The sequence below is a fragment of the Rossellomorea marisflavi genome, assembly GCF_001274775.1.
Classification (GTDB): Bacteria; Bacillota; Bacilli; order Bacillales; family Bacillaceae_B; genus Rossellomorea; species Rossellomorea marisflavi.
Genome location: NZ_LGUE01000001.1, coordinates 1318993 through 1337630, shown reverse-complemented (window position 1 = coordinate 1337630; position 18638 = coordinate 1318993). Strand labels below are relative to the sequence as shown.

Annotated in this window: 19 protein-coding genes; all 19 read left to right on the top strand. The window is 48.8% G+C overall.

What is annotated here, in order from left to right:
- Window positions 1-278 precede the first annotated feature (278 nt).
- The 19 genes from rpmB to AF331_RS06615 all read left to right on the top strand — a co-directional run bounded on the left by rpmB (window position 279) and on the right by AF331_RS06615 (window position 18629).
- Window positions 279-467, top strand: coding sequence for a 50S ribosomal protein L28 (gene rpmB, locus AF331_RS06705; RefSeq protein WP_048004091.1), 189 nt, complete (start codon window positions 279-281; stop codon window positions 465-467).
- A 185-nt stretch (window positions 468-652) separates the two neighbouring features.
- Window positions 653-1015 (top strand): Asp23/Gls24 family envelope stress response protein, encoded by a 363-nt coding sequence (locus tag AF331_RS06700; RefSeq protein ID WP_048004090.1) that lies wholly within the window; start codon window positions 653-655, stop codon window positions 1013-1015.
- 15 nt (window positions 1016-1030) lie between these two features.
- Entirely contained in the window at window positions 1031-2692 is a 1662-nt protein-coding gene (locus AF331_RS06695) for a DAK2 domain-containing protein (RefSeq protein ID WP_053427330.1), read from the top strand.
- A 71-nt stretch (window positions 2693-2763) separates the two neighbouring features.
- Window positions 2764-3426: an L-serine ammonia-lyase, iron-sulfur-dependent subunit beta gene (gene sdaAB / locus AF331_RS06690; protein ID WP_053427329.1), complete on the top strand. Its 663-nt coding sequence runs from the start codon at window positions 2764-2766 to the stop codon at window positions 3424-3426.
- A 42-nt stretch (window positions 3427-3468) separates the two neighbouring features.
- Window positions 3469-4365, top strand: coding sequence for an L-serine ammonia-lyase, iron-sulfur-dependent, subunit alpha (gene sdaAA / locus AF331_RS06685; protein ID WP_053427328.1), 897 nt, complete (start codon window positions 3469-3471; stop codon window positions 4363-4365).
- Window positions 4349-6400 carry an ATP-dependent DNA helicase RecG gene (recG, locus tag AF331_RS06680; protein WP_053427327.1) on the top strand — a complete coding sequence of 684 codons (2052 nt, stop codon included), beginning with the start codon at window positions 4349-4351 and terminating at the stop codon, window positions 6398-6400. The genes sdaAA and recG overlap by 17 nt, the downstream gene beginning before the upstream one ends.
- Window positions 6401-6493: 93 nt before the next feature.
- Window positions 6494-7069: a transcription factor FapR gene (gene fapR, locus AF331_RS06675; RefSeq protein ID WP_048004086.1), complete on the top strand. Its 576-nt coding sequence runs from the start codon at window positions 6494-6496 to the stop codon at window positions 7067-7069.
- 8 nt (window positions 7070-7077) lie between these two features.
- Entirely contained in the window at window positions 7078-8076 is a 999-nt protein-coding gene (gene plsX / locus AF331_RS06670; RefSeq protein ID WP_053427326.1) for a phosphate acyltransferase PlsX, read from the top strand.
- Entirely contained in the window at window positions 8069-9016 is a 948-nt protein-coding gene (gene fabD, locus AF331_RS06665; RefSeq protein ID WP_053427325.1) for an ACP S-malonyltransferase, read from the top strand. The genes plsX and fabD overlap by 8 nt, the downstream gene beginning before the upstream one ends.
- Window positions 9013-9756 carry a 3-oxoacyl-[acyl-carrier-protein] reductase gene (gene fabG / locus AF331_RS06660; protein WP_053427324.1) on the top strand — a complete coding sequence of 248 codons (744 nt, stop codon included), beginning with the start codon at window positions 9013-9015 and terminating at the stop codon, window positions 9754-9756. The genes fabD and fabG overlap by 4 nt, the downstream gene beginning before the upstream one ends.
- Before the next feature lie 75 nt (window positions 9757-9831).
- Window positions 9832-10065 (top strand): acyl carrier protein, encoded by a 234-nt coding sequence (acpP, locus tag AF331_RS06655; RefSeq protein ID WP_048004082.1) that lies wholly within the window; start codon window positions 9832-9834, stop codon window positions 10063-10065.
- Between the two features lie 203 nt (window positions 10066-10268).
- Window positions 10269-11012 carry a ribonuclease III gene (rnc, locus tag AF331_RS06650; RefSeq protein WP_053427323.1) on the top strand — a complete coding sequence of 248 codons (744 nt, stop codon included), beginning with the start codon at window positions 10269-10271 and terminating at the stop codon, window positions 11010-11012.
- A gap of 11 nt (window positions 11013-11023) precedes the next feature.
- The gene (gene smc / locus AF331_RS06645) at window positions 11024-14590 is read left to right on the top strand and encodes a chromosome segregation protein SMC (RefSeq protein WP_053427322.1); all 3567 of its coding nucleotides are present in this window, start codon (window positions 11024-11026) and stop codon (window positions 14588-14590) included.
- Window positions 14591-14647: 57 nt separating this feature from the next.
- Window positions 14648-15637: a signal recognition particle-docking protein FtsY gene (gene ftsY, locus AF331_RS06640; protein WP_053427321.1), complete on the top strand. Its 990-nt coding sequence runs from the start codon at window positions 14648-14650 to the stop codon at window positions 15635-15637.
- Window positions 15638-15775: 138 nt separating this feature from the next.
- Window positions 15776-16108, top strand: a complete 333-nt coding sequence (locus AF331_RS06635; RefSeq protein WP_053427320.1) for a putative DNA-binding protein — start codon at window positions 15776-15778, stop codon at window positions 16106-16108.
- 12 nt (window positions 16109-16120) lie between these two features.
- Window positions 16121-17464, top strand: a complete 1344-nt coding sequence (ffh, locus tag AF331_RS06630; RefSeq protein WP_053427319.1) for a signal recognition particle protein — start codon at window positions 16121-16123, stop codon at window positions 17462-17464.
- A gap of 118 nt (window positions 17465-17582) precedes the next feature.
- Complete coding sequence (rpsP, locus tag AF331_RS06625) at window positions 17583-17855, top strand: 30S ribosomal protein S16 (protein WP_048004076.1); 273 nt, start codon at window positions 17583-17585, stop codon at window positions 17853-17855.
- A 12-nt stretch (window positions 17856-17867) separates the two neighbouring features.
- Window positions 17868-18101 carry a KH domain-containing protein gene (locus AF331_RS06620; protein WP_048004522.1) on the top strand — a complete coding sequence of 78 codons (234 nt, stop codon included), beginning with the start codon at window positions 17868-17870 and terminating at the stop codon, window positions 18099-18101.
- A 144-nt stretch (window positions 18102-18245) separates the two neighbouring features.
- Window positions 18246-18629, top strand: coding sequence for a YlqD family protein (locus AF331_RS06615; protein ID WP_053427318.1), 384 nt, complete (start codon window positions 18246-18248; stop codon window positions 18627-18629).
- The last annotated feature ends 9 nt before the right edge of the window (window positions 18630-18638 follow it).

Genomic DNA, 18638 nt, shown 5'->3' with positions numbered 1-18638 from the left:
TGGTGTCCAGCTCCGGCGGGTTGACCCTCGAGGTCATAAGTCAAAGATCTCAAAAAGGCACAGAACGCCTTTCCGAGATCTTCGCCTTATGCTTGTCGGGTCAGGGCGACCCGCCTGCGCTTTTCTGTGTGTAAAGTATTTTTTCTTGAAAGGTTCGATTGTGGTATTGCATTGTGGTTTGTTGTGTGATAAATTATTAAGGTATCTTTTATGAAAAAAAAGCGAAATGTGAATCTGAAATTTACTTCAGCTTCTTGTTAGTGAGGAGGGAATATATTATGGCGAAACAATGCGTAATTACTGGCCGTAAAGCTAGCTCAGGTAATGCTCGCTCTCACGCGATGAATGCGAATAAGCGTACATGGGGTGCTAACCTGCAAAAAGTTCGTATTCTTGTAGACGGTAAACCTAAAAAGGTTTGGGTTTCTGCAAGAGCATTGAAATCTGGTAAAGTTGAACGCGTTTAATAATCAAGTTGAAAAGACGTCTAGCTGCTAGACGTCTTTTTTTCATGTTTGCGGCCGGATGATGCTTGGAGATAATGAAAGAATGGCGTCCCGGATGGGGCACCTGACAGTTTAGCTTTTAAAATAGGGTATTATATAGTAAAATGTTTGTAGCCAAGCATGTAAACGAAGGGGGATCACATTCCATGTCCATCGAAATGAGAACGCAGTACGGACAAATTGATATTACTAATGATGTCATTGCAATGATTGCTGGAGGTGCAGCGGTGGATTGCTACGGAATTGTTGGGATGGCTTCAAAAAACCAGATCAAGGACGGTTTCACTGATATTCTGCGTAAAGAGAACTTCACTCGGGGAGTGATCGTTCGTCAGGAGGCAGAGGAAGTACATATTGATATGTATATAATTGTGAGTTATGGTACGAAGATTTCCGAGATTGCTCACAACGTACAATCCAAGGTTAAATATACCCTTGATAAAACCGTCGGCTTGGCGGTCGATTCTGTAAATATTTTTGTACAAGGGGTTCGCGTAACGAACCCGTAGTGAGGAGGAAGATTCGTGTCGATTACATCTTTGGATGGAAAACGTTTTGCAGAAATGGTGCTTCAGGGGGCAAGTCTTTTGTCTGCGAATGCACAGCTAGTTGATGCACTGAATGTTTTTCCTGTTCCTGATGGAGATACTGGAACAAATATGAATTTATCCATGACTTCCGGTGCGAAGGAAGTTCAAAAAAATATACAATCCCATATCGGGAACGTATCCACCTCCCTTTCAAAGGGACTGTTGATGGGGGCTCGCGGTAACTCGGGGGTCATCCTCTCCCAGCTGTTCAGGGGATTCGGCAAGGCGATAGAAGGAAAATCGAGCCTGACGACTGAAGAGTTTGCCCAAGCCCTTCAGACCGGAGTGGATACAGCTTACAAAGCTGTCATGAAACCTGTAGAAGGAACCATTTTGACAGTGGCGAAAGATGCGGCGAAAAAAGGTGTTTCCGTTGCGAAAAACGAGAGCGATTTCATAAAGCTGATGGAGGCCATCGTCAAAGAAGGACAGGCCTCATTGAACCGGACACCGGATCTCCTTCCTGTCTTGAAGGAAGTTGGAGTCGTGGATAGTGGCGGTCAAGGTCTGCTGTTCGTCTATGAAGGCTTTCTTGCTGAATTGAAGGGGGAGAAGGTATCCGAACGTGTGAACCTTCCATCCATGAATGATCTTGTGAGCGCGGAACATCACAAGTCTGCACAGGACTTCATGAGCACGGAAGATATCGAATTCGGCTACTGTACGGAATTCATGGTGCAATTCGAAGAGGGGAAGAAATCGTTTGACGAGGAAACATTCCGTCAGGACCTGAGCGGATACGGGGATTCCCTCCTTGTCATCAGTGATGAAGAGTTGGCCAAAGTCCATATCCACTCGGAGGAGCCGGGAAATGTCCTGAGCTATGGTCATCAATACGGAAGCCTCATCAAGATCAAGATCGAAAACATGAGGGAGCAGCACAGCTCCATCGTAGGTGAATCACGTCCTGTTGCAAAGGCCGAGACTCCTAAAAAGGAAGTCGACTTTGCCATCGTGACCGTTGCCATGGGTGAAGGTGTGGCAGAATTATTCAGGAGTATCGGTGCCACTGTCGTCATCGAAGGCGGACAAACGATGAATCCAAGCACGGAAGATATCGTCAAGGCAGTGGAAGAGGTCAATGCCAAAAAAGTCATCATCATGCCGAACAATAAGAACATCATCATGGCAGCGGAGCAAGCGGCGGAAGTCCTTTCACAGGAAGTGGCTGTCGTACCGACGAAAACCGTACCTCAAGGAATGTCTGCCCTACTGGCTTTCAATCCTGGTGCCTCCGTATCGGAAAACCAGGCAGGGATGTCTGAAGCAGCCAAACAGGTGAAAAGCGGTCAGGTGACATTTGCTGTCAGGGATACAAGCATCGACGGCATCACGATTTCCAAAGATGATTTCATGGGGATCGATGAAGGGAAGATCGTGATTGCAGAGAAAGACCTCAAGAAGGCGGCAACCGGCCTGCTTGAGCAAATGCTTGATGAAGATTCAGAGATTCTGACCATCATATACGGAGAAGATGTTTCTGAAGGAGACGTTGAGTCACTGCAAGAGTATATCGAACAAAAATATGGGGAAGTGGAAGTGGAAGTTCATAACGGGAAACAGCCACTTTACTCCTATATCTTCTCGGTCGAATAGGATGAAAGGAAGGGGACAGTCCGATTGGGCTCGTCCCCTTCAATTATCTCAAAATGAAGGGATAGAGGACGATGAAGTATAAAAGCGTATTTGATATCATCGGGCCGGTCATGATCGGTCCATCAAGTTCTCATACTGCGGGAGCCGCCCGCATCGGAAGACTTGCCAGGGAGCTGTTCCGCCGGGAACCGAAATGGGTCAATGTTTCATTTTACGGTTCATTCGCAAAAACGTATAAAGGGCACGGAACCGACGTGGCCATCATCGGCGGAGTCCTCGACTATGATACATTTGATGAACGGATCATCAATTCAATCGAGACTGCCAGAAAAAAAGGAATCAAGATCAGATTCAGGGAAGAAGAGGCCATAACGGATCATCCCAATACAGCTAGGATCCACATGGGTGATGACGAGGGGGAAATTGAACTCGTTGGAATTTCCATCGGTGGAGGAAAAGTCGAGATCATTGAATTGAATGGCTTTGAACTGAAGCTCTCTGGACATCACCCGGCCATTCTCGTTGTCCATGACGACCGGTTTGGTGCAATTGCCGCTGTTTCAAATATTATTGCCAAGCACGAATTGAACATCGGACACATGGATGTATCAAGGAAGGAAAAGGGAAAAATGGCTTTGATGACGATCGAGGTCGATCAGCCGATCGATGAGGCTGTGCTCAAGGAGCTGTCGTCGCTTTCCCATATTACCCAGGTGACCAAAATCACCGATTGAAGAATTGAAATATGATAGCGTTTACATTATGGAGGTAGACTTATGTTTCGAAATGTCGCAGAGTTGATTGAACTCGCAGAAAGTCAAAATAAAAAGATTTCAGATATCATGATCGAACAGGAGATCGAATTCACTGGTAAAACCTACGAAGAAGTCTATCAGCAGATGGAAACCAACCTGGAAGTGATGGAAAAGGCGGTTGCCAGGGGGCTTGAAGGTGTTAAATCCCACTCAGGACTTACCGGTGGGGATGCTGTCCTGCTTCAAAAATATATTGAATCGGGCAAGTCGCTGACAGGTGAAACCATCCTTGACGCAGTAAGTAAAGCGGTAGCCACCAATGAAGTGAATGCGGCCATGGGCACGATCTGTGCCACACCGACTGCAGGTTCTGCCGGTGTCGTACCCGGTACGTTGTTCGCTGTCAAAAACAAATTGAACCCTACAAAGGAAGAAATGATCCGCTTCTTATTCACTTCCGGAGCATTTGGCTTTGTCGTGGCGAATAATGCTTCGATATCCGGTGCGGCTGGAGGTTGTCAGGCGGAGGTCGGTTCTGCGAGTGGTATGGCCGCGGCTGCCATCGTCGAAATGGCAGGGGGGACACCGAGTCAGTCTGCTGAAGCCATGGCGATCACATTGAAAAACATGTTGGGGCTTGTTTGTGATCCGGTAGCAGGGCTCGTCGAGGTTCCGTGCGTGAAGCGGAATGCAATGGGAGCGGCAAATGCAATGGTGGCAGCCGATATGGCCCTAGCAGGAATCACGAGCAGGATCCCGTGTGATGAAGTCATTGATGCCATGTACAAGATCGGACAGACCATGCCGGTCGCTCTCCGTGAAACAGCACTGGGAGGATTGGCTGCTACACCGACGGGGCGGGAGCTAGAGGCGAAAATCTTCGGCGTGGCACTGAATAAACGTGACGACGTGGAGTGAAGGACCAACGGTTGAATCCATCAAAGGGATAGGGTCAGAAACGGCGGTTCAATTACATGCCATGGGCATACGGACCGTCGTCGATCTGATGGAATATCTTCCTTATCGCTATGATGATTTCAGATTGAGGGACCTGGAAGAGGTCGCTCATGACGAACGCGTCACCGTAGAAGGGAAGGTCCACTCGGAACCCGCCCTGATGTTTTACGGCAGGAAAAAATCCCGCCTCACATTGAGGATCCTGGTAGGGAGGGTCCTCGTTCAGGCCGTATTCTTCAACCAGCCTTATTTAAAAAAGAAAATCAATCTTCATGATACCGTGACGGTCACAGGGAAATGGGATAAGAATCGTCAAATCATCACGGTTCAAAGCCACCAGCTGGGACCGCATAACAAGCAGGGGGATTTCGAACCGGTCTATGCGTTGAAAGGGACCATCAAAGGAAATGCCCTGACCAAGTATATCAGGGCGGCGTTCCATGATTTCGGGAACCTGATCGAAGAGATTCTCCCAAACTATTATCTTGAAAAGTATAAGCTCTCAGGTCGCCTCGATGCCCTTTATCAGATGCACTTTCCAGACTCACCGCAAGCCATGAAACAAGCAAGGAGAAGGTTCGTATTTGAAGAGTTTTTGCTTTTCCAGCTCAAGATGCAGGCGCTCCGGAAGTTTGAAAGGGAACATTCACACGGGATCAGCCAGCAGTATGATATTGACAAGGTCCAATCCTTCACGGATACTCTGCCATTCCCATTGACGAATGCTCAAAAACGTGTGGTCAATGAGATTTCAGCGGATATGAAAAGCCCTTATCGCATGAATCGTCTCCTTCAAGGGGACGTGGGATCAGGGAAGACCGTCGTATCTGCCATCGCCCTGTATTCCTCGGTTACTGCAGGATATCAGGGTGCCCTCATGGTTCCGACTGAGATCCTAGCAGAGCAGCATGCTGACTCCCTCAGTGCACTCCTTGAACCGACCGGGACAACTGTCGCCCTTTTGACAAGCTCGGTGAAGGGGAAACGAAGAGCTCTCCTCCTGGAAAAATTGAAGGAAGGGGAGATCGACATCCTGATCGGTACCCATGCCCTCATCCAGGGAGATGTGGAATTTGAGAACCTGGGTCTCGTCGTTACCGATGAACAGCATCGGTTCGGCGTCAATCAGCGACGCGTGCTCAGGGAAAAAGGCGGGAGCCCTGATGTGCTATTCATGACGGCGACCCCGATTCCGAGGACTCTTGCCATTACGGTCTTCGGCGAGATGGATGTGAGCATCATCGATGAAATGCCTGCAGGGAGGAAAGCCATCGAAACCTATTGGGCTAAGGAAGATATGCTCACCAGGGTCCTTGCCTTCATGGAAAAGGAATTGAAAGCCGGCCGGCAGGCATACGTCATCTGCCCCCTAATTGAAGAGTCCGACAAACTGGACGTGCAGAACTCCATCGATGTGTACAACCAGCTCAGTCAGCATTTCCAGGGACGATTCTCCGTAGGACTCATGCACGGTAGACTGCATCCGGATGAAAAAGAAGAAGTCATGAGGAGTTTCAGTCGGAATGAAGTACAAGTCCTCGTATCCACGACGGTGGTGGAAGTCGGGGTCAATGTTCCGAATGCCACGTTCATGCTCATCTATGACGCAGAGCGATTCGGGCTGTCGACCCTTCATCAGCTGCGGGGACGTGTGGGACGGGGGGATGATCAATCCTACTGCATTCTCTTGGCAGACCCGAAGACCGAAGTCGGCAAGGAGCGGATGAAGATCATGACCGAGACGAATGATGGGTTCGTCCTTAGTGAAAAGGACCTTGAACTTCGGGGGCCCGGTGATTTCTTCGGAAGGAAGCAAAGCGGGATGCCTGAATTCAAGGTAGCCGATATGATCCATGACTATAGAGCACTGGAGGTTGCGAGAGACGATGCGGCAACCCTCGCAAATTCAGACGCTTTCTGGAAAGACGACGAATATGCACCTCTCAGAAGGTACCTGGAAGACTCGGGGATCCTTGAAGGGGAGAAGCTTGATTAGACAGGGCAGATTGCAAGATTATCTCTTGCAATCTGCTTTTTTTGTCTATATACTACTATTAGTACCTAGTACTAATACTGGACGGTGTATATAATGAGACTTTCTAAGAAAGAGCGGCAGAATGCACTTGTGAATACAATCAAGGAAAATCCGTTCATCACCGATGAAGAATCGGCCGAGCGGTTTGGAGTCAGCGTACAGACGATCCGCCTTGATCGAATGGAATTATCCATCCCTGAACTCAGGGAACGAATTAAACATGTAGCTGAGAAGTCTTTTGAAGATGAAGTAAAGGCACTTCCAATCGAAGAAATCATCGGTGAAATCATCGATATCGATCTGGGGGACAGTGCCATCTCCATATTTGACGTGAAGCCCGAACACGTTTTTGTAAGGAACGGAATTGCCCGTGGGCATCATTTGTTTGCACAGGCCAATTCATTGGCGGTTGCCGTGATCAATGATGACCTAGCGCTGACGGCCAAGTCGTCGATCAGGTTCACACGTTCCGTCAAACAGGGGGACCGCGTGGTAGCGAAAGCGAAGGTGGTACATGCCCATGACCAAAAAGACCGTACAATGGTGGAAGTAAATAGCTTCGTTGGCGGAGAATTGGTGTTCACGGGTGAATTTGATATGTATCACTCCACCAAACCGGAGAAGGAGTGAATGAAAGAATGAAACTGGCCGTTGATGCAATGGGTGGAGATCATGCACCCAAAGAAATCGTACTGGGTGTGAAGCGTGCCCTGGACGAATTCGATGATATCGAAGTCTTATTATATGGGAATGAAACACAAATCAAAGAGTGGATCACACCAGGTGACCGCTTGACGATCGTACATACAGATGAAGTGATCGAAGGGACGGATGAACCGGTCCGTGCCGTTAAAAGGAAGAAGAATGCCTCCATGGTGCTGATGGCCCAAGCCGTCAAGGACGGGGAAGCCGATGCATGCATTTCAGCAGGTAATACGGGAGCGCTCATGACAGCAGGACTATTCATCGTCGGAAGGATCGAAGGCATAGAAAGGCCGGCGCTGGCACCGACACTCCCGACACTGGACGGAAAAGGCTTCCTTATGCTTGACCTTGGGGCAAACGTCGATGCAAAACCTGAACATCTCGTTCAATATGCCATCATGGGGAGCGTCTATGCAGAAAAGGTCAGGGGAATCGACCGTCCGAGGGTGGGTCTCCTGAATATCGGATCCGAAGATAAAAAAGGGAATGAACTCACGAAGAAAACCTTCCAGCTCATCAAGGAAACATCGGTGAATTTCGTCGGGAATATTGAGTCCCGTGATCTTTTGAACGGTCCCGCCGATGTAGTCGTGACAGATGGATTCACAGGGAACATGGTCCTTAAGACCATCGAAGGAACGGCATTGTCGGTCTTCTCCCTCCTTAAAGAGACGCTCACATCATCATTCAAGAACAAGATTGCGGCAGGTATGATCAAAAACGATCTTAAAGGCCTGAAAAACATGCTGGATTACTCGGAGTACGGTGGAGCCGGACTCTTCGGTCTGAAAGCCCCTGTCATCAAAGCGCATGGTTCCTCCAATGAAACGGCATTCTATAATGCCATGAGACAGGCGAGGGAAATGGTGCGCCATCAGGTAGCACAAACGATAAAAGAAGCTGTAATAGGGAGTGAAGAAAATCATGGGTAAAATCGCCTTCGTTTTTCCAGGGCAAGGTTCACAAACAGTAGGGATGGGTCAGCAATTAGCCGATGCCCATCCAGAATCAAAGGAGTATTTCACTAAGGCTGACGCGGCTCTCGGCATCGATCTGTCTTCCGTCATCTTTGACGGACCACAGGAAACATTGACGGCCACATTCAACGCTCAACCAGCCCTCCTCACAACGAGCATGGCCATCATGGACCGTCTGACATCAGCAGGTATCCGTCCTGATTTCACCGCAGGACACAGCCTCGGTGAATATTCTGCCCTTGTGGCTTCAGGTGCGATTTCGTTCGAGGACGCCGTGGTAACCGTCAGGAAACGCGGGGAACTGATGGAAGCAGCTGTACCGAGCGGAGAGGGCACGATGGCTGCAGTACTAGGCATGGAGCGTGCAGCCCTTCAAGAGGTAACGGAAGCAGTATCTGCTGAGGGTCATGCCGTAGATCTTGCTAACATGAACTGTCCGGGACAGATCGTGATTTCCGGTACGGTCAAAGGAGTGGAACTCGCATCGGAAAAAGCCAAGGAAGCGGGAGCTAAACGGGTGATTCCTCTTCAAGTGAGCGGTCCTTTCCATTCCCGCCTGATGAAACCCGCAGCAGAGGATTTCAAAGGTGTGCTCGACAGTAAAACATTCAATGAAGCAGGTGTTCCGGTCATCGCCAATGTGACGGCCGAACCGGTGACAAACGGTGAAGAAATCAAAGACCTACTCGTTCAGCAATTGTACTCTCCTGTCCTTTGGGAGGATACAGTCGGAAAACTGCTTGATCTCGGTGTGGATACATTCATCGAAGTGGGCCCGGGTAAAGTGTTGTCAGGCCTTATCAAAAAAGTGAACAGAAGAGTGAAGACATATGCCGTTCAGGATGAGGAAACGTGCATCCAGACGATCGAAGCATTGAAGGAGGAAGCACAATGAACTTAGAAGGTAAAGTGGCACTGGTTACCGGGGCTTCCCGGGGAATCGGCAGGGAGATTGCCATGGAGCTTGCACGTGAAGGCTGTAATGTTGTCGTAAACTATGCCGGAAGCGAAGCAAAGGCCCATGCGGTTGTGGATGAGATCAAAGCCCTTGGCAGGGATGCTGTAGCCTATCAGTGCAATGTATCAGAGAGTGAAGCGGTACAGGCAATGGTAAAAGAGACGGTTGGACGCTTCGGGCGCATTGATATCCTTGTGAATAACGCAGGGGTGACGCGTGACAATCTCCTCATGCGCATGAAGGAACAGGAATGGGACGATGTCATCAACATCAACCTCAAAGGTGTCTTCCTTTGCACGAAGGCAGTCACCCGTCAAATGATGAAGCAGCGCAGCGGCCGGATCATCAACATTTCATCCATCGTGGGCGTAAGCGGGAATGCCGGACAGGCAAACTACGTGGCCGCCAAATCCGGTGTGATCGGCCTTACGAAAACGTCTGCACGTGAACTTGCCCCGCGTGGGATCACTGTAAATGCCATCGCTCCAGGCTTTATCTCTACGGATATGACAGATGAACTGCCGGAAGAAGTCCGTGATGGAATGCTTTCCCAAATTCCTTTGAGCAGATTCGGGGAACCGAAGGACATCGCCAAGACCGTTTCATTCGTTGCATCCGATGCAGCTGCCTATATGACGGGTCAAACCCTTCATATTGATGGCGGAATGGTGATGTAATTACGGAAAAATTGATATTCTCCTTTTCAATCGGGGAGGTTATGCACTATAATACCTTGAGGGGAGGTGACAATAATGGCAGAAGTACTAGATCGCGTAACAAAGATCATCGTTGATCGTCTAGGTGTTGACGAATCACAAGTGAACCTTGAAGCTTCTTTCAAAGAAGATCTTGGAGCTGACTCCCTTGACGTAGTTGAGCTTGTTATGGAGCTTGAGGATGAGTTTGACATGGAAATCTCTGATGATGATGCTGAAAAAATCGGCACAGTCGGTGATGCTGTGAACTACATAAAAGCAAACACATAATTTTGGGGTCGACCAAGATGGTTTGCTTTCATGTGAACTTCATAAATCTTTGGTACAAGACACAATGACTTGGTAGAAGCTACTTTCTACCAAGTTTCTTTATGTCCGGCAATCCCGTGAAATTAACTTTTGCGAAAATGTTTTTTTTAGCATAAACTTGATTAGTATATAGTGAGAACATTTATAGCAAGGTGGAGTGCCTCATGCGCAAACAAAGCAGAAATAAAGGATTAGCAAACAAATATGATGGAAAGTTCAAAGCATTTCAGGATGAACTCCAAATCCATTTCTCAGATGAAAAATTATTAAAGCAAGCGTTCACTCATTCATCTTATGTGAATGAGCATCGCCGGAAGCCTTATGAAGACAATGAACGCCTCGAGTTCCTTGGGGATGCGGTGCTGGAATTGACCGTATCACAATTCCTTTTCAAAAAATATCCCATGATGAGTGAAGGGGAACTGACAAAGCTCAGGGCGGCGATCGTATGCGAACCGTCCCTTGTGAAGTTCTCCAGGGAAATGAATTTTGGGGAATTGATCCTTCTCGGAAAAGGGGAAGAAATGACCGGTGGAAGGGAGCGTCCCGCTCTCCTCGCAGATGTATTCGAAGCCTTCATCGGGGCTCTTTACCTCGATCAGGGACTCGAAACGGTTGTCTCGATTCTTGAAAAGGTGGTTTATCCGAAGATCAATGCCGGTGCTTTTTCTCATGTGATGGATTACAAAAGTCAACTGCAGGAACTTGTACAGAGGGGAAGCGCGGGTACGATCATGTACAGCATCCTCGATGAAAGCGGTCCTGCTCATAACCGTGAGTTCATTTCACGAGTATGCTTGAACGGCGAGGAGCTCGGGGTCGGCAAAGGTCGATCGAAGAAAGAAGCAGAACAGAAAGCCGCCCAGAAGGCGCTCGAAAAGTTAAAACAAAAGCTTGATGTGAAATAGGGGGAAAGCAGATGTTCCTCAAACAACTAGAAGTGATGGGGTTTAAATCATTCGCAGAAAAGATTTCTGTGGAATTCGTACCTGGGGTGACGGCGGTAGTCGGGCCCAACGGAAGCGGCAAAAGCAATATCATCGATGCAGTCCGATGGGTTCTCGGCGAGCAGTCGGCCAAAAGCCTCAGGGGCTCTAAAATGGAAGATGTCATCTTCAGCGGTAGTGACTCCAGGAAGGCCTTGAATATAGCAGAGGTCACCCTGGTCCTTGACAATGAAGATGGGACCCTTCCGATCGATTACAGTGAAGTGAGTGTCACAAGGCGGGTATACCGATCAGGGGACAGTGAATACCTATTGAACAGGCAGCCCTGCAGACTGAAAGATATCATTGAACTCTTCATGGATTCCGGGCTCGGGAAGGAAGCGTTCTCCATCATCAGTCAGGGGAAGGTCGAGGAGATCCTGAACAGTAAGCCTGAAGAGCGCCGGACGATCTTTGAGGAGGCGGCTGGTGTCCTGAAGTACAAAACCAGGAAGAAAAAAGCCGAGAATAAGCTGTTTGAAACCCAAGAAAACCTCAATCGTGTCAACGATATCCTCCACGAACTTGAAGGGCAGGTTGAACCCCTTAAAATCCAGGCCTCCATGGCGAAGGATTTTTTGGAGAAGAAGGAAGAGCTCGAGACATTCGAGGTGTCCTTGACAGTCTATGATATTGAAGATCTACATAAGCAGTGGGAATCCCTGAGCGAAGAATTTGAAAGGCACGGACGGGAGGAAGGCAATCTGTCGGCTGTGATTCACGGCAAGGAAGCGGACCTTTCAGGAGCGAGGGATAAAATTTCTGCCCTGGATGAATCGATCACCGGACTTCAGGAGGTGCTTCTGTCCACAAGTGAGGAGCTCGAAAAGCTTGAAGGCAGGAAGCAGGTCCTCGTTGAGCGGAAAAAGAACTCTTCCACGAATGAAACACAGCTCAAACAGTCCATCGTGGAGCTTGAAGACCAGATCCGGGAAATGAAACAGGAGAAAGAGCGTCTTGAAGAGGAAAGGGCCGGGCTTCAGCTGGAAGTCGACGAATCAAGGATAGCTCTAAAGGAGAAGCAGAATCAGCTCTCCCTCTTCAGTGAAAATATCGAAGACGTAATTGAATCCCACAAAAGTGATTATATTGAAAAATTGAATCAGCAGGCATCCGCCAAAAACGAGATTCAGTACATCGAGCAGCAGCTCACCCAGCAATCGGGACGAAGCGGCCGTCTTGAAGCTGAAAACGAAAAATACATCACTCAGCGTGAAGAGCTCTATCGCGATCACGAAAAGCTGAAAGCAGAACGCGAAAGCCATCAAATCGACATGGATCAGCATATCCAAGCGTACCGGGATGAGAAACGGAATCTCGAATCTGCCCAACTGAAGTATGAGAAACAGGAAAAAACGCTCTATCAAGCCTATCAATACCTGCAGCAGGCCAAGTCGCGAAAGGAAATGCTCGAAGAGATGGAAGACGATTACAGTGGTTTCTTCCAAGGGGTCAAAGAAGTCTTGAAGGCAAGGGATGGGATCCTGGATGGAATCGAAGGAGCCGTTGCAGAGCTCATTTCAGTACCGAAGAAATATGAGGCTGCCATGGAAACCGCCCTTAGCGCGTCCATGCAGCATATCGTCGTCGGAACCGAGCAGGACGGGCGCAAAGCCATCGCATATCTCAAGCAGAATCAATATGGAAGGGCTACTTTCCTGCCGATGAATATCATCAAAGGGAAAACCCTTCAGGGGGCACAGCTCTCCATGCTGAAGGGCCACCCTTCCTTCGTTGGGATCGGAAGTGATCTCGTTCAGTACGACGGACGCTTCGAAAGGATCGTCTCCAATTTACTAGGTCATGTCATTATTACAGAGGACCTCAAAGGTGCCAATGAAATCGCAAAGCTCATCCAGTATCGTTACCGGCTGGTGACCCTTGAGGGGGATGTCGTCAACCCCGGGGGATCCATGACGGGCGGTATGGTCAAGCAAAAGAAAAACTCGCTTCTATCACGGAAAACCGAGCTCGAAGACATGAAGGTGAAGCTCGAGAATATGGAAGATCAGACCCGTACACTCCAGCAATCCGTCAAGGATCTGAAGGAAGAGACGGCGTACAGGTCGAAAAAGCTTGAAGAGCTCCGGGTCAAAGGAGAGAAATTGCGGCTTCAAGAACAGGATCTTCAATCCAGGCTCCGGGAGAACGAACTGAGCACGAAAAACCTCGATGAAAGATTGTCTCTATACGACATGGAAAAGCGTGATTTCAGTTCCATGAAGGAGCGACATCACGCACGGAAAGAAGAACTCGAGTCACTTCTGGCACAAATCGGCGCAGACATTGCGGCATTGGATGAAAAAATTGAAGAGTTGACGCTGCAAAAAAACAGCGACCGTTCATCGAAGGACGTCCTGACAAATGCCATAAGCGACCTGAAAGCCCATCTCGCAGGGAAGAATCAGCAGCTTCTTAGTTTTGCGGACCGTCTTGGACGGGTGGACTCAGCCGTTGTTGAGTCTGAGAAACGCCTGTCTGCCCTCCTGGATGATCTCGAGTGGCTTCAGAGTCAGATGAAGGACAATTTCTCAGGAGAAGAGGATTTGACCGTCAAGGCAAAAGAATGTGCCACACAAAAACGGGAAACGTCTGAGCTTATCACGGCAAGAAGGGATGAACGATCCCGTCTGCAGCAACAGGCAGAACAGGAAGATGCGGAATTGTCAGAGCTGAAACGAAGGCATAAAGGTCTCTTGAATGCCCTGAAGGATGAGGAAGTCAAGATCAACCGTCTCGATGTAGAGCTCGAGAATCGCTTGGAGCATTTACGTACAGAGTATATGCTCTCGTTCGAAGCAGCCAAGGAGCATTACCCTCTGACCGTCGATATCGATGAAGCAAGGAAAAAAGTGAAACTGATCAAACTTGCCCTGGAAGAATTGGGGACCGTCAACCTCGGGGCGATCGATGAGTATGACAGGGTGAAGGAGCGCTATGAATTCCTCCTTGATCAAAAAAATGATCTCACCGAGGCCAAGGATACCCTCTATCAGGTGATCCATGAAATGGATGAAGAGATGGTGAAGCGGTTCGGGGAAACATTTGCGTCGATCCAAGCCCAATTCGGGGAGGTATTCAGGGAGTTGTTCGGCGGTGGCCGGGCAGAACTGAAACTGACCGATCCGAAAGACCTTCTTCGGACCGGTGTGGATATCGTGGCCCAACCGCCCGGTAAAAAACTTCAGAACCTCGGACTGATGTCGGGTGGAGAACGTGCGCTCACGGCCATTGCCCTGTTGTTCTCCATACTGAAGGTAAGACCGGTGCCATTCTGCATCCTCGATGAAGTGGAGGCAGCCCTCGATGAAGCCAATGTGCAGCGATTCAGCCAGTACCTGCGCAAGTTCAGTGATGACACCCAGTTCATCGTCATCACCCACCGCAAAGGGACAATGGAGGAAGCACATGTGCTGTATGGTGTGACCATGCAAGAGTCAGGTGTTTCAAAACTTGTATCAGTGAGGCTCCAGGAAACACAGGAGCTATTGGAAGCATAAAGGCCGCGGTAAACAGGCCGGAAAGTATGAATAATCAAAGAATGGGGTAGATGGATTGTGAGTTTCTTTAAAAAGCTGAAAGACAAATTCACACAATCAAGCGACAGTGTGACGGGGAAGTTTAAGGACGGGCTGAGCAAAACCCGGAGCAACTTCACTACAAAGGTGAATGACCTGGTCGCACGATACCGTAAGATCGATGAGGAGTTCTTTGAAGAACTCGAAGAAATCCTCATCGGTGCGGACGTCGGGTTTGATACGGTCATGGAGCTCATCGATGAACTGAAGCTCGAGGTCAAGAGGAGGAATATCTCCGATCCTGTTGAAGTCCAGTCCGTCATTTCTGAGAAACTGGTCGATATCTATCAGGGGGATGCCGAGGTATCGAGTGAGCTGAATATCCAGGAAGGTGAACTGACCGTCCTCCTTTTCGTCGGGGTAAACGGCGTGGGGAAAACAACGACAATCGGCAAGATGGCCCATATGCTCAAGAGTGAAGGGAAGAATGTCATCCTTGCAGCAGGGGATACGTTCAGGGCCGGTGCCATCGAACAGCTTGAAGTGTGGGGTGAGCGGGTCGGTGTCCCTGTTATCAAACAAGGGGCGGGAAGTGATCCCGCAGCGGTCATGTATGATGCCGTACAATCGGCCAAGGCGAAGAAGGCCGACATCCTCATCTGTGATACGGCAGGTCGACTGCAGAATAAGGTCAATCTGATGAAGGAACTCGAGAAAGTCAAGCGCGTCATCGAGCGTGAAGTGCCGGGAGCCCCGCATGAGGTCCTCCTCGTATTGGATGCGACGACGGGTCAAAATGCCATGGTACAGGCGAAAACGTTCAAAGAAGCCACGGATGTGTCGGGTATCGTCCTTACGAAGCTCGACGGGACAGCCAAAGGCGGTATCGTCCTTGCGATCCGCAACGAACTTGATATTCCCGTGAAATTTGTCGGTCTCGGAGAACAGATGGACGATCTGCAGCCATTCGATGCCGAAAAGTATGTGTACGGCCTGTTTTCAAATGAAGTAGACAATAACGAAGAATAAGGGAAAGTCCGGTCGATGAATCGACCGGACTTTTCATCTCTAAAAGCGAAAGTTTTTCATGTGGCATCCTTGACAAAGTCGCTTGAAATCTGTATTCTTCATATGTAAAGGTTTTTCACTTAACAAGGAGGGATGACCATGCTGGAGAAAACGACCAGGATGAACTATCTCTACGATTTCTACCAGTCACTACTGACTCCCAAGCAACGGAGTTACATGTCCCTTTACTACCTCGATGATTTCTCCCTTGGAGAGATTGCCGAAGAGTACAGCGTAAGCCGTCAGGCGGTCTATGATAATATCAAGCGTACTGAGGCCATGCTGGAAGAGTATGAAGAGAAACTTTTATTATTCAACAAGTTCCAAGAGCGGAATCTCATCCTTAATCGGTTGAGAAAAAGCCTTGAAGGGTCGGATATCGACTCTGCGGACTGTTTAAAACTGATTGACGACCTTGAAATTTTGGATTAGGAGGCGGCATGAATGGCATTTGAAGGATTAGCCGACCGACTGCAAGGCACAATACAGAAAATCCGCGGCAAGGGGAAGATCTCCGAAGCGGATGTTAAAGAAATGATGCGTGAGGTCCGTCTCGCCCTTTTGGAAGCAGACGTTAACTTTAAAGTGGTCAAGCAATTTGTCAAAAAAGTAAGCGAACGGGCTGTCGGGCAGGAAGTCATGAAGAGTCTGACACCCGGCCAGCAGGTCATCAAGGTGGTCAAGGAAGAACTGACCGAACTGATGGGCGGCGAACAGAGTCAGATTGCTGTCTCCAAACGCCCTCCGACCATCATCATGATGGTGGGACTACAGGGTGCCGGTAAGACGACGACCACCGGGAAGCTTGCGAACCTGCTTCGTAAGAAACACAATCGAAAACCTCTTCTTGTCGCGGCTGATATTTACCGTCCCGCTGCCATAAAGCAGCTTGAAACCGTCGGTAAACAGCTTGACCTGCCGGTATTCTCACTGGGAGATCAGGTCAGCCCTGTCGAAATTGCCAAGCAGGCAATCGAAAAGGCGAAAGAAGAACACCATGATTATGTGCTGATCGATACGGCCGGCCGTCTTCACATCGATGAAAACCTCATGGGGGAGCTCAAGGATATCAAAGAGCTCTCAAACCCGGATGAAATCTTCCTCGTTGTCGATGCCATGACCGGTCAGGATGCCGTCAACGTAGCTGAAAGCTTCAATGAAGCCCTTGGCATCAGCGGGGTGGTCCTGACGAAGCTGGACGGCGATACCCGTGGTGGAGCGGCCCTTTCGATTCGTTCCGTCACGGAAAAGCCGATCAAATTCGTCGGTATGGGTGAGAAGATGGATGCCCTCGAGGCGTTTCATCCCGAGCGCATGGCGTCAAGGATCCTCGGGATGGGTGACGTCCTATCCCTGATCGAGAAGGCACAGGCCAACGTCGATGAAGAGAAGGCGAAGGAACTGGAGCAAAAGATGCGTACCATGTCCTTTACGTTCGATGACTTCCTCGAGCAGCTCGGACAGGTGAAGCAGATGGGGCCATTGGATGAACTCCTGAAGATGATGCCCGGCGCCAACAAGATGAAAGGGCTCGATAAGCTTCAGGTAGATGACAAACAGATCGTCCATGTGGAAGCGATCATCCAGTCCATGAGCAAGAAAGAAAAGACCAATCCTGAAGTCATCAATGCGAGCAGGCGCAAACGGATTGCGAAAGGAAGCGGGACATCCATCCAGGAGGTCAATCGCTTGCTGAAGCAATTTGAAGACATGAAAAAAATGATGAAACAAATGAGCGGTATGCAGGGTAAAGGCAAGAAAAAGGGAATGAAATTCCCGTTCATGTAACCGATCTTAGCACTTTTTTTGAAGAAAAAAAGAACTGTTAAGAAAAAACCCTTTACAAACAAATTAGGTTTTTGATATCATACTATCTTGTGTGAAACTATTCGGAGGTGCTTTAATAATGGCAGTTAAAATCAGATTAAAACGTATGGGAGCAAAAAAATCTCCTTTCTATCGTATCGTAGTTGCAGACTCTCGTTCACCACGTGACGGTCGTCAAATCGAAACAGTTGGAACATACAACCCGGTTGTTCAACCAGCTGAAGTTAAAATCGACGAAGAATTGGCTCTTAAATGGCTTTCAAATGGTGCGAAACCATCTGATACAGTCCGTAACCTATTCTCAAAACAAGGCATCATGGAAAAATTCCACAATGCCAAAAACAGCAAGTAATCGACTGATTTGATGAAAGATCTTATTCTGACGATTGTGAAACCCCTGGTCGACCATCCTGACGCTGTCTCGATCGAGATGGAGGAAGGACCTAATGGAATGACATACAAACTTTCGGTCCATCCGGAGGATATGGGTAAAGTCATCGGCAAGCAAGGGCGCGTAGCAAAATCGATTCGAACTGTGGTATACGCTGCAGCAGGATCTTCACAACAGAAGAAAATCTTCCTGGAGATTGTGGAATGACCCGGTGATGATCGGGTCCCGCTTCCGGGAACAAAGGACTGACCAGCGAAGGAGTGAAAGCTTGCCCCTACTTTGTCAGTCCTTTTTTTATCATTCGCCGATGTTCTTGGTGATGCGGCGGAATCAATGAGGAGGAGTGGCCGATTGGATATCATACATAAGGTGACGGTTAAACAAATCCTGACTGAAACAAGCAAGGGGCGTCTTGTGACGCGCTATCAAGAACAGGCAGCGCAACTAGCGAAAGAATGCGATCAGCTGAGGTTCGAGATGAAAAAGATCGAACGGGCAAAGAAGTATCCGTCAGAAAAGCTCAGACAGCATTTCGATAAAGAGTTGGAAGATCGAGCCGAAAAGATCAAGCTGCTTGATTTCCAGCTCGATCAGCTGGACCTCCTGCCTCTGGGGAGCGAACTGAAAGAGAAGGAAGTTCAGGGTATATCGAGGGTGCAGGTGGGTGACAATTGGAATGACGAGATTCAAAGGACGATCATCATTGAAGATGGGATTATCAAAGAAATACGCTGAATGCAAGAG

What these genes read in the sequence shown, in the direction of transcription:
- rpmB (WP_048004091.1), top strand. Translation starts at nt 279, where the DNA reads ATGGCGAAACAATGCGTAATTACTGGCCGTAAAGCTAGCTCAGGTAAT.
- AF331_RS06700 (WP_048004090.1), top strand. Translation starts at nt 653, where the DNA reads ATGTCCATCGAAATGAGAACGCAGTACGGACAAATTGATATTACTAAT.
- sdaAB (WP_053427329.1), top strand. Translation starts at nt 2,764, where the DNA reads ATGAAGTATAAAAGCGTATTTGATATCATCGGGCCGGTCATGATCGGT.
- sdaAA (WP_053427328.1), top strand. Translation starts at nt 3,469, where the DNA reads ATGTTTCGAAATGTCGCAGAGTTGATTGAACTCGCAGAAAGTCAAAAT.
- fapR (WP_048004086.1), top strand. Translation starts at nt 6,494, where the DNA reads ATGAGACTTTCTAAGAAAGAGCGGCAGAATGCACTTGTGAATACAATC.
- plsX (WP_053427326.1), top strand. Translation starts at nt 7,078, where the DNA reads ATGAAACTGGCCGTTGATGCAATGGGTGGAGATCATGCACCCAAAGAA.
- fabD (WP_053427325.1), top strand. Translation starts at nt 8,069, where the DNA reads ATGGGTAAAATCGCCTTCGTTTTTCCAGGGCAAGGTTCACAAACAGTA.
- fabG (WP_053427324.1), top strand. Translation starts at nt 9,013, where the DNA reads ATGAACTTAGAAGGTAAAGTGGCACTGGTTACCGGGGCTTCCCGGGGA.
- acpP (WP_048004082.1), top strand. Translation starts at nt 9,832, where the DNA reads ATGGCAGAAGTACTAGATCGCGTAACAAAGATCATCGTTGATCGTCTA.
- rnc (WP_053427323.1), top strand. Translation starts at nt 10,269, where the DNA reads ATGCGCAAACAAAGCAGAAATAAAGGATTAGCAAACAAATATGATGGA.
- smc (WP_053427322.1), top strand. Translation starts at nt 11,024, where the DNA reads ATGTTCCTCAAACAACTAGAAGTGATGGGGTTTAAATCATTCGCAGAA.
- AF331_RS06635 (WP_053427320.1), top strand. Translation starts at nt 15,776, where the DNA reads ATGCTGGAGAAAACGACCAGGATGAACTATCTCTACGATTTCTACCAG.
- ffh (WP_053427319.1), top strand. Translation starts at nt 16,121, where the DNA reads ATGGCATTTGAAGGATTAGCCGACCGACTGCAAGGCACAATACAGAAA.
- rpsP (WP_048004076.1), top strand. Translation starts at nt 17,583, where the DNA reads ATGGCAGTTAAAATCAGATTAAAACGTATGGGAGCAAAAAAATCTCCT.
- AF331_RS06620 (WP_048004522.1), top strand. Translation starts at nt 17,868, where the DNA reads ATGAAAGATCTTATTCTGACGATTGTGAAACCCCTGGTCGACCATCCT.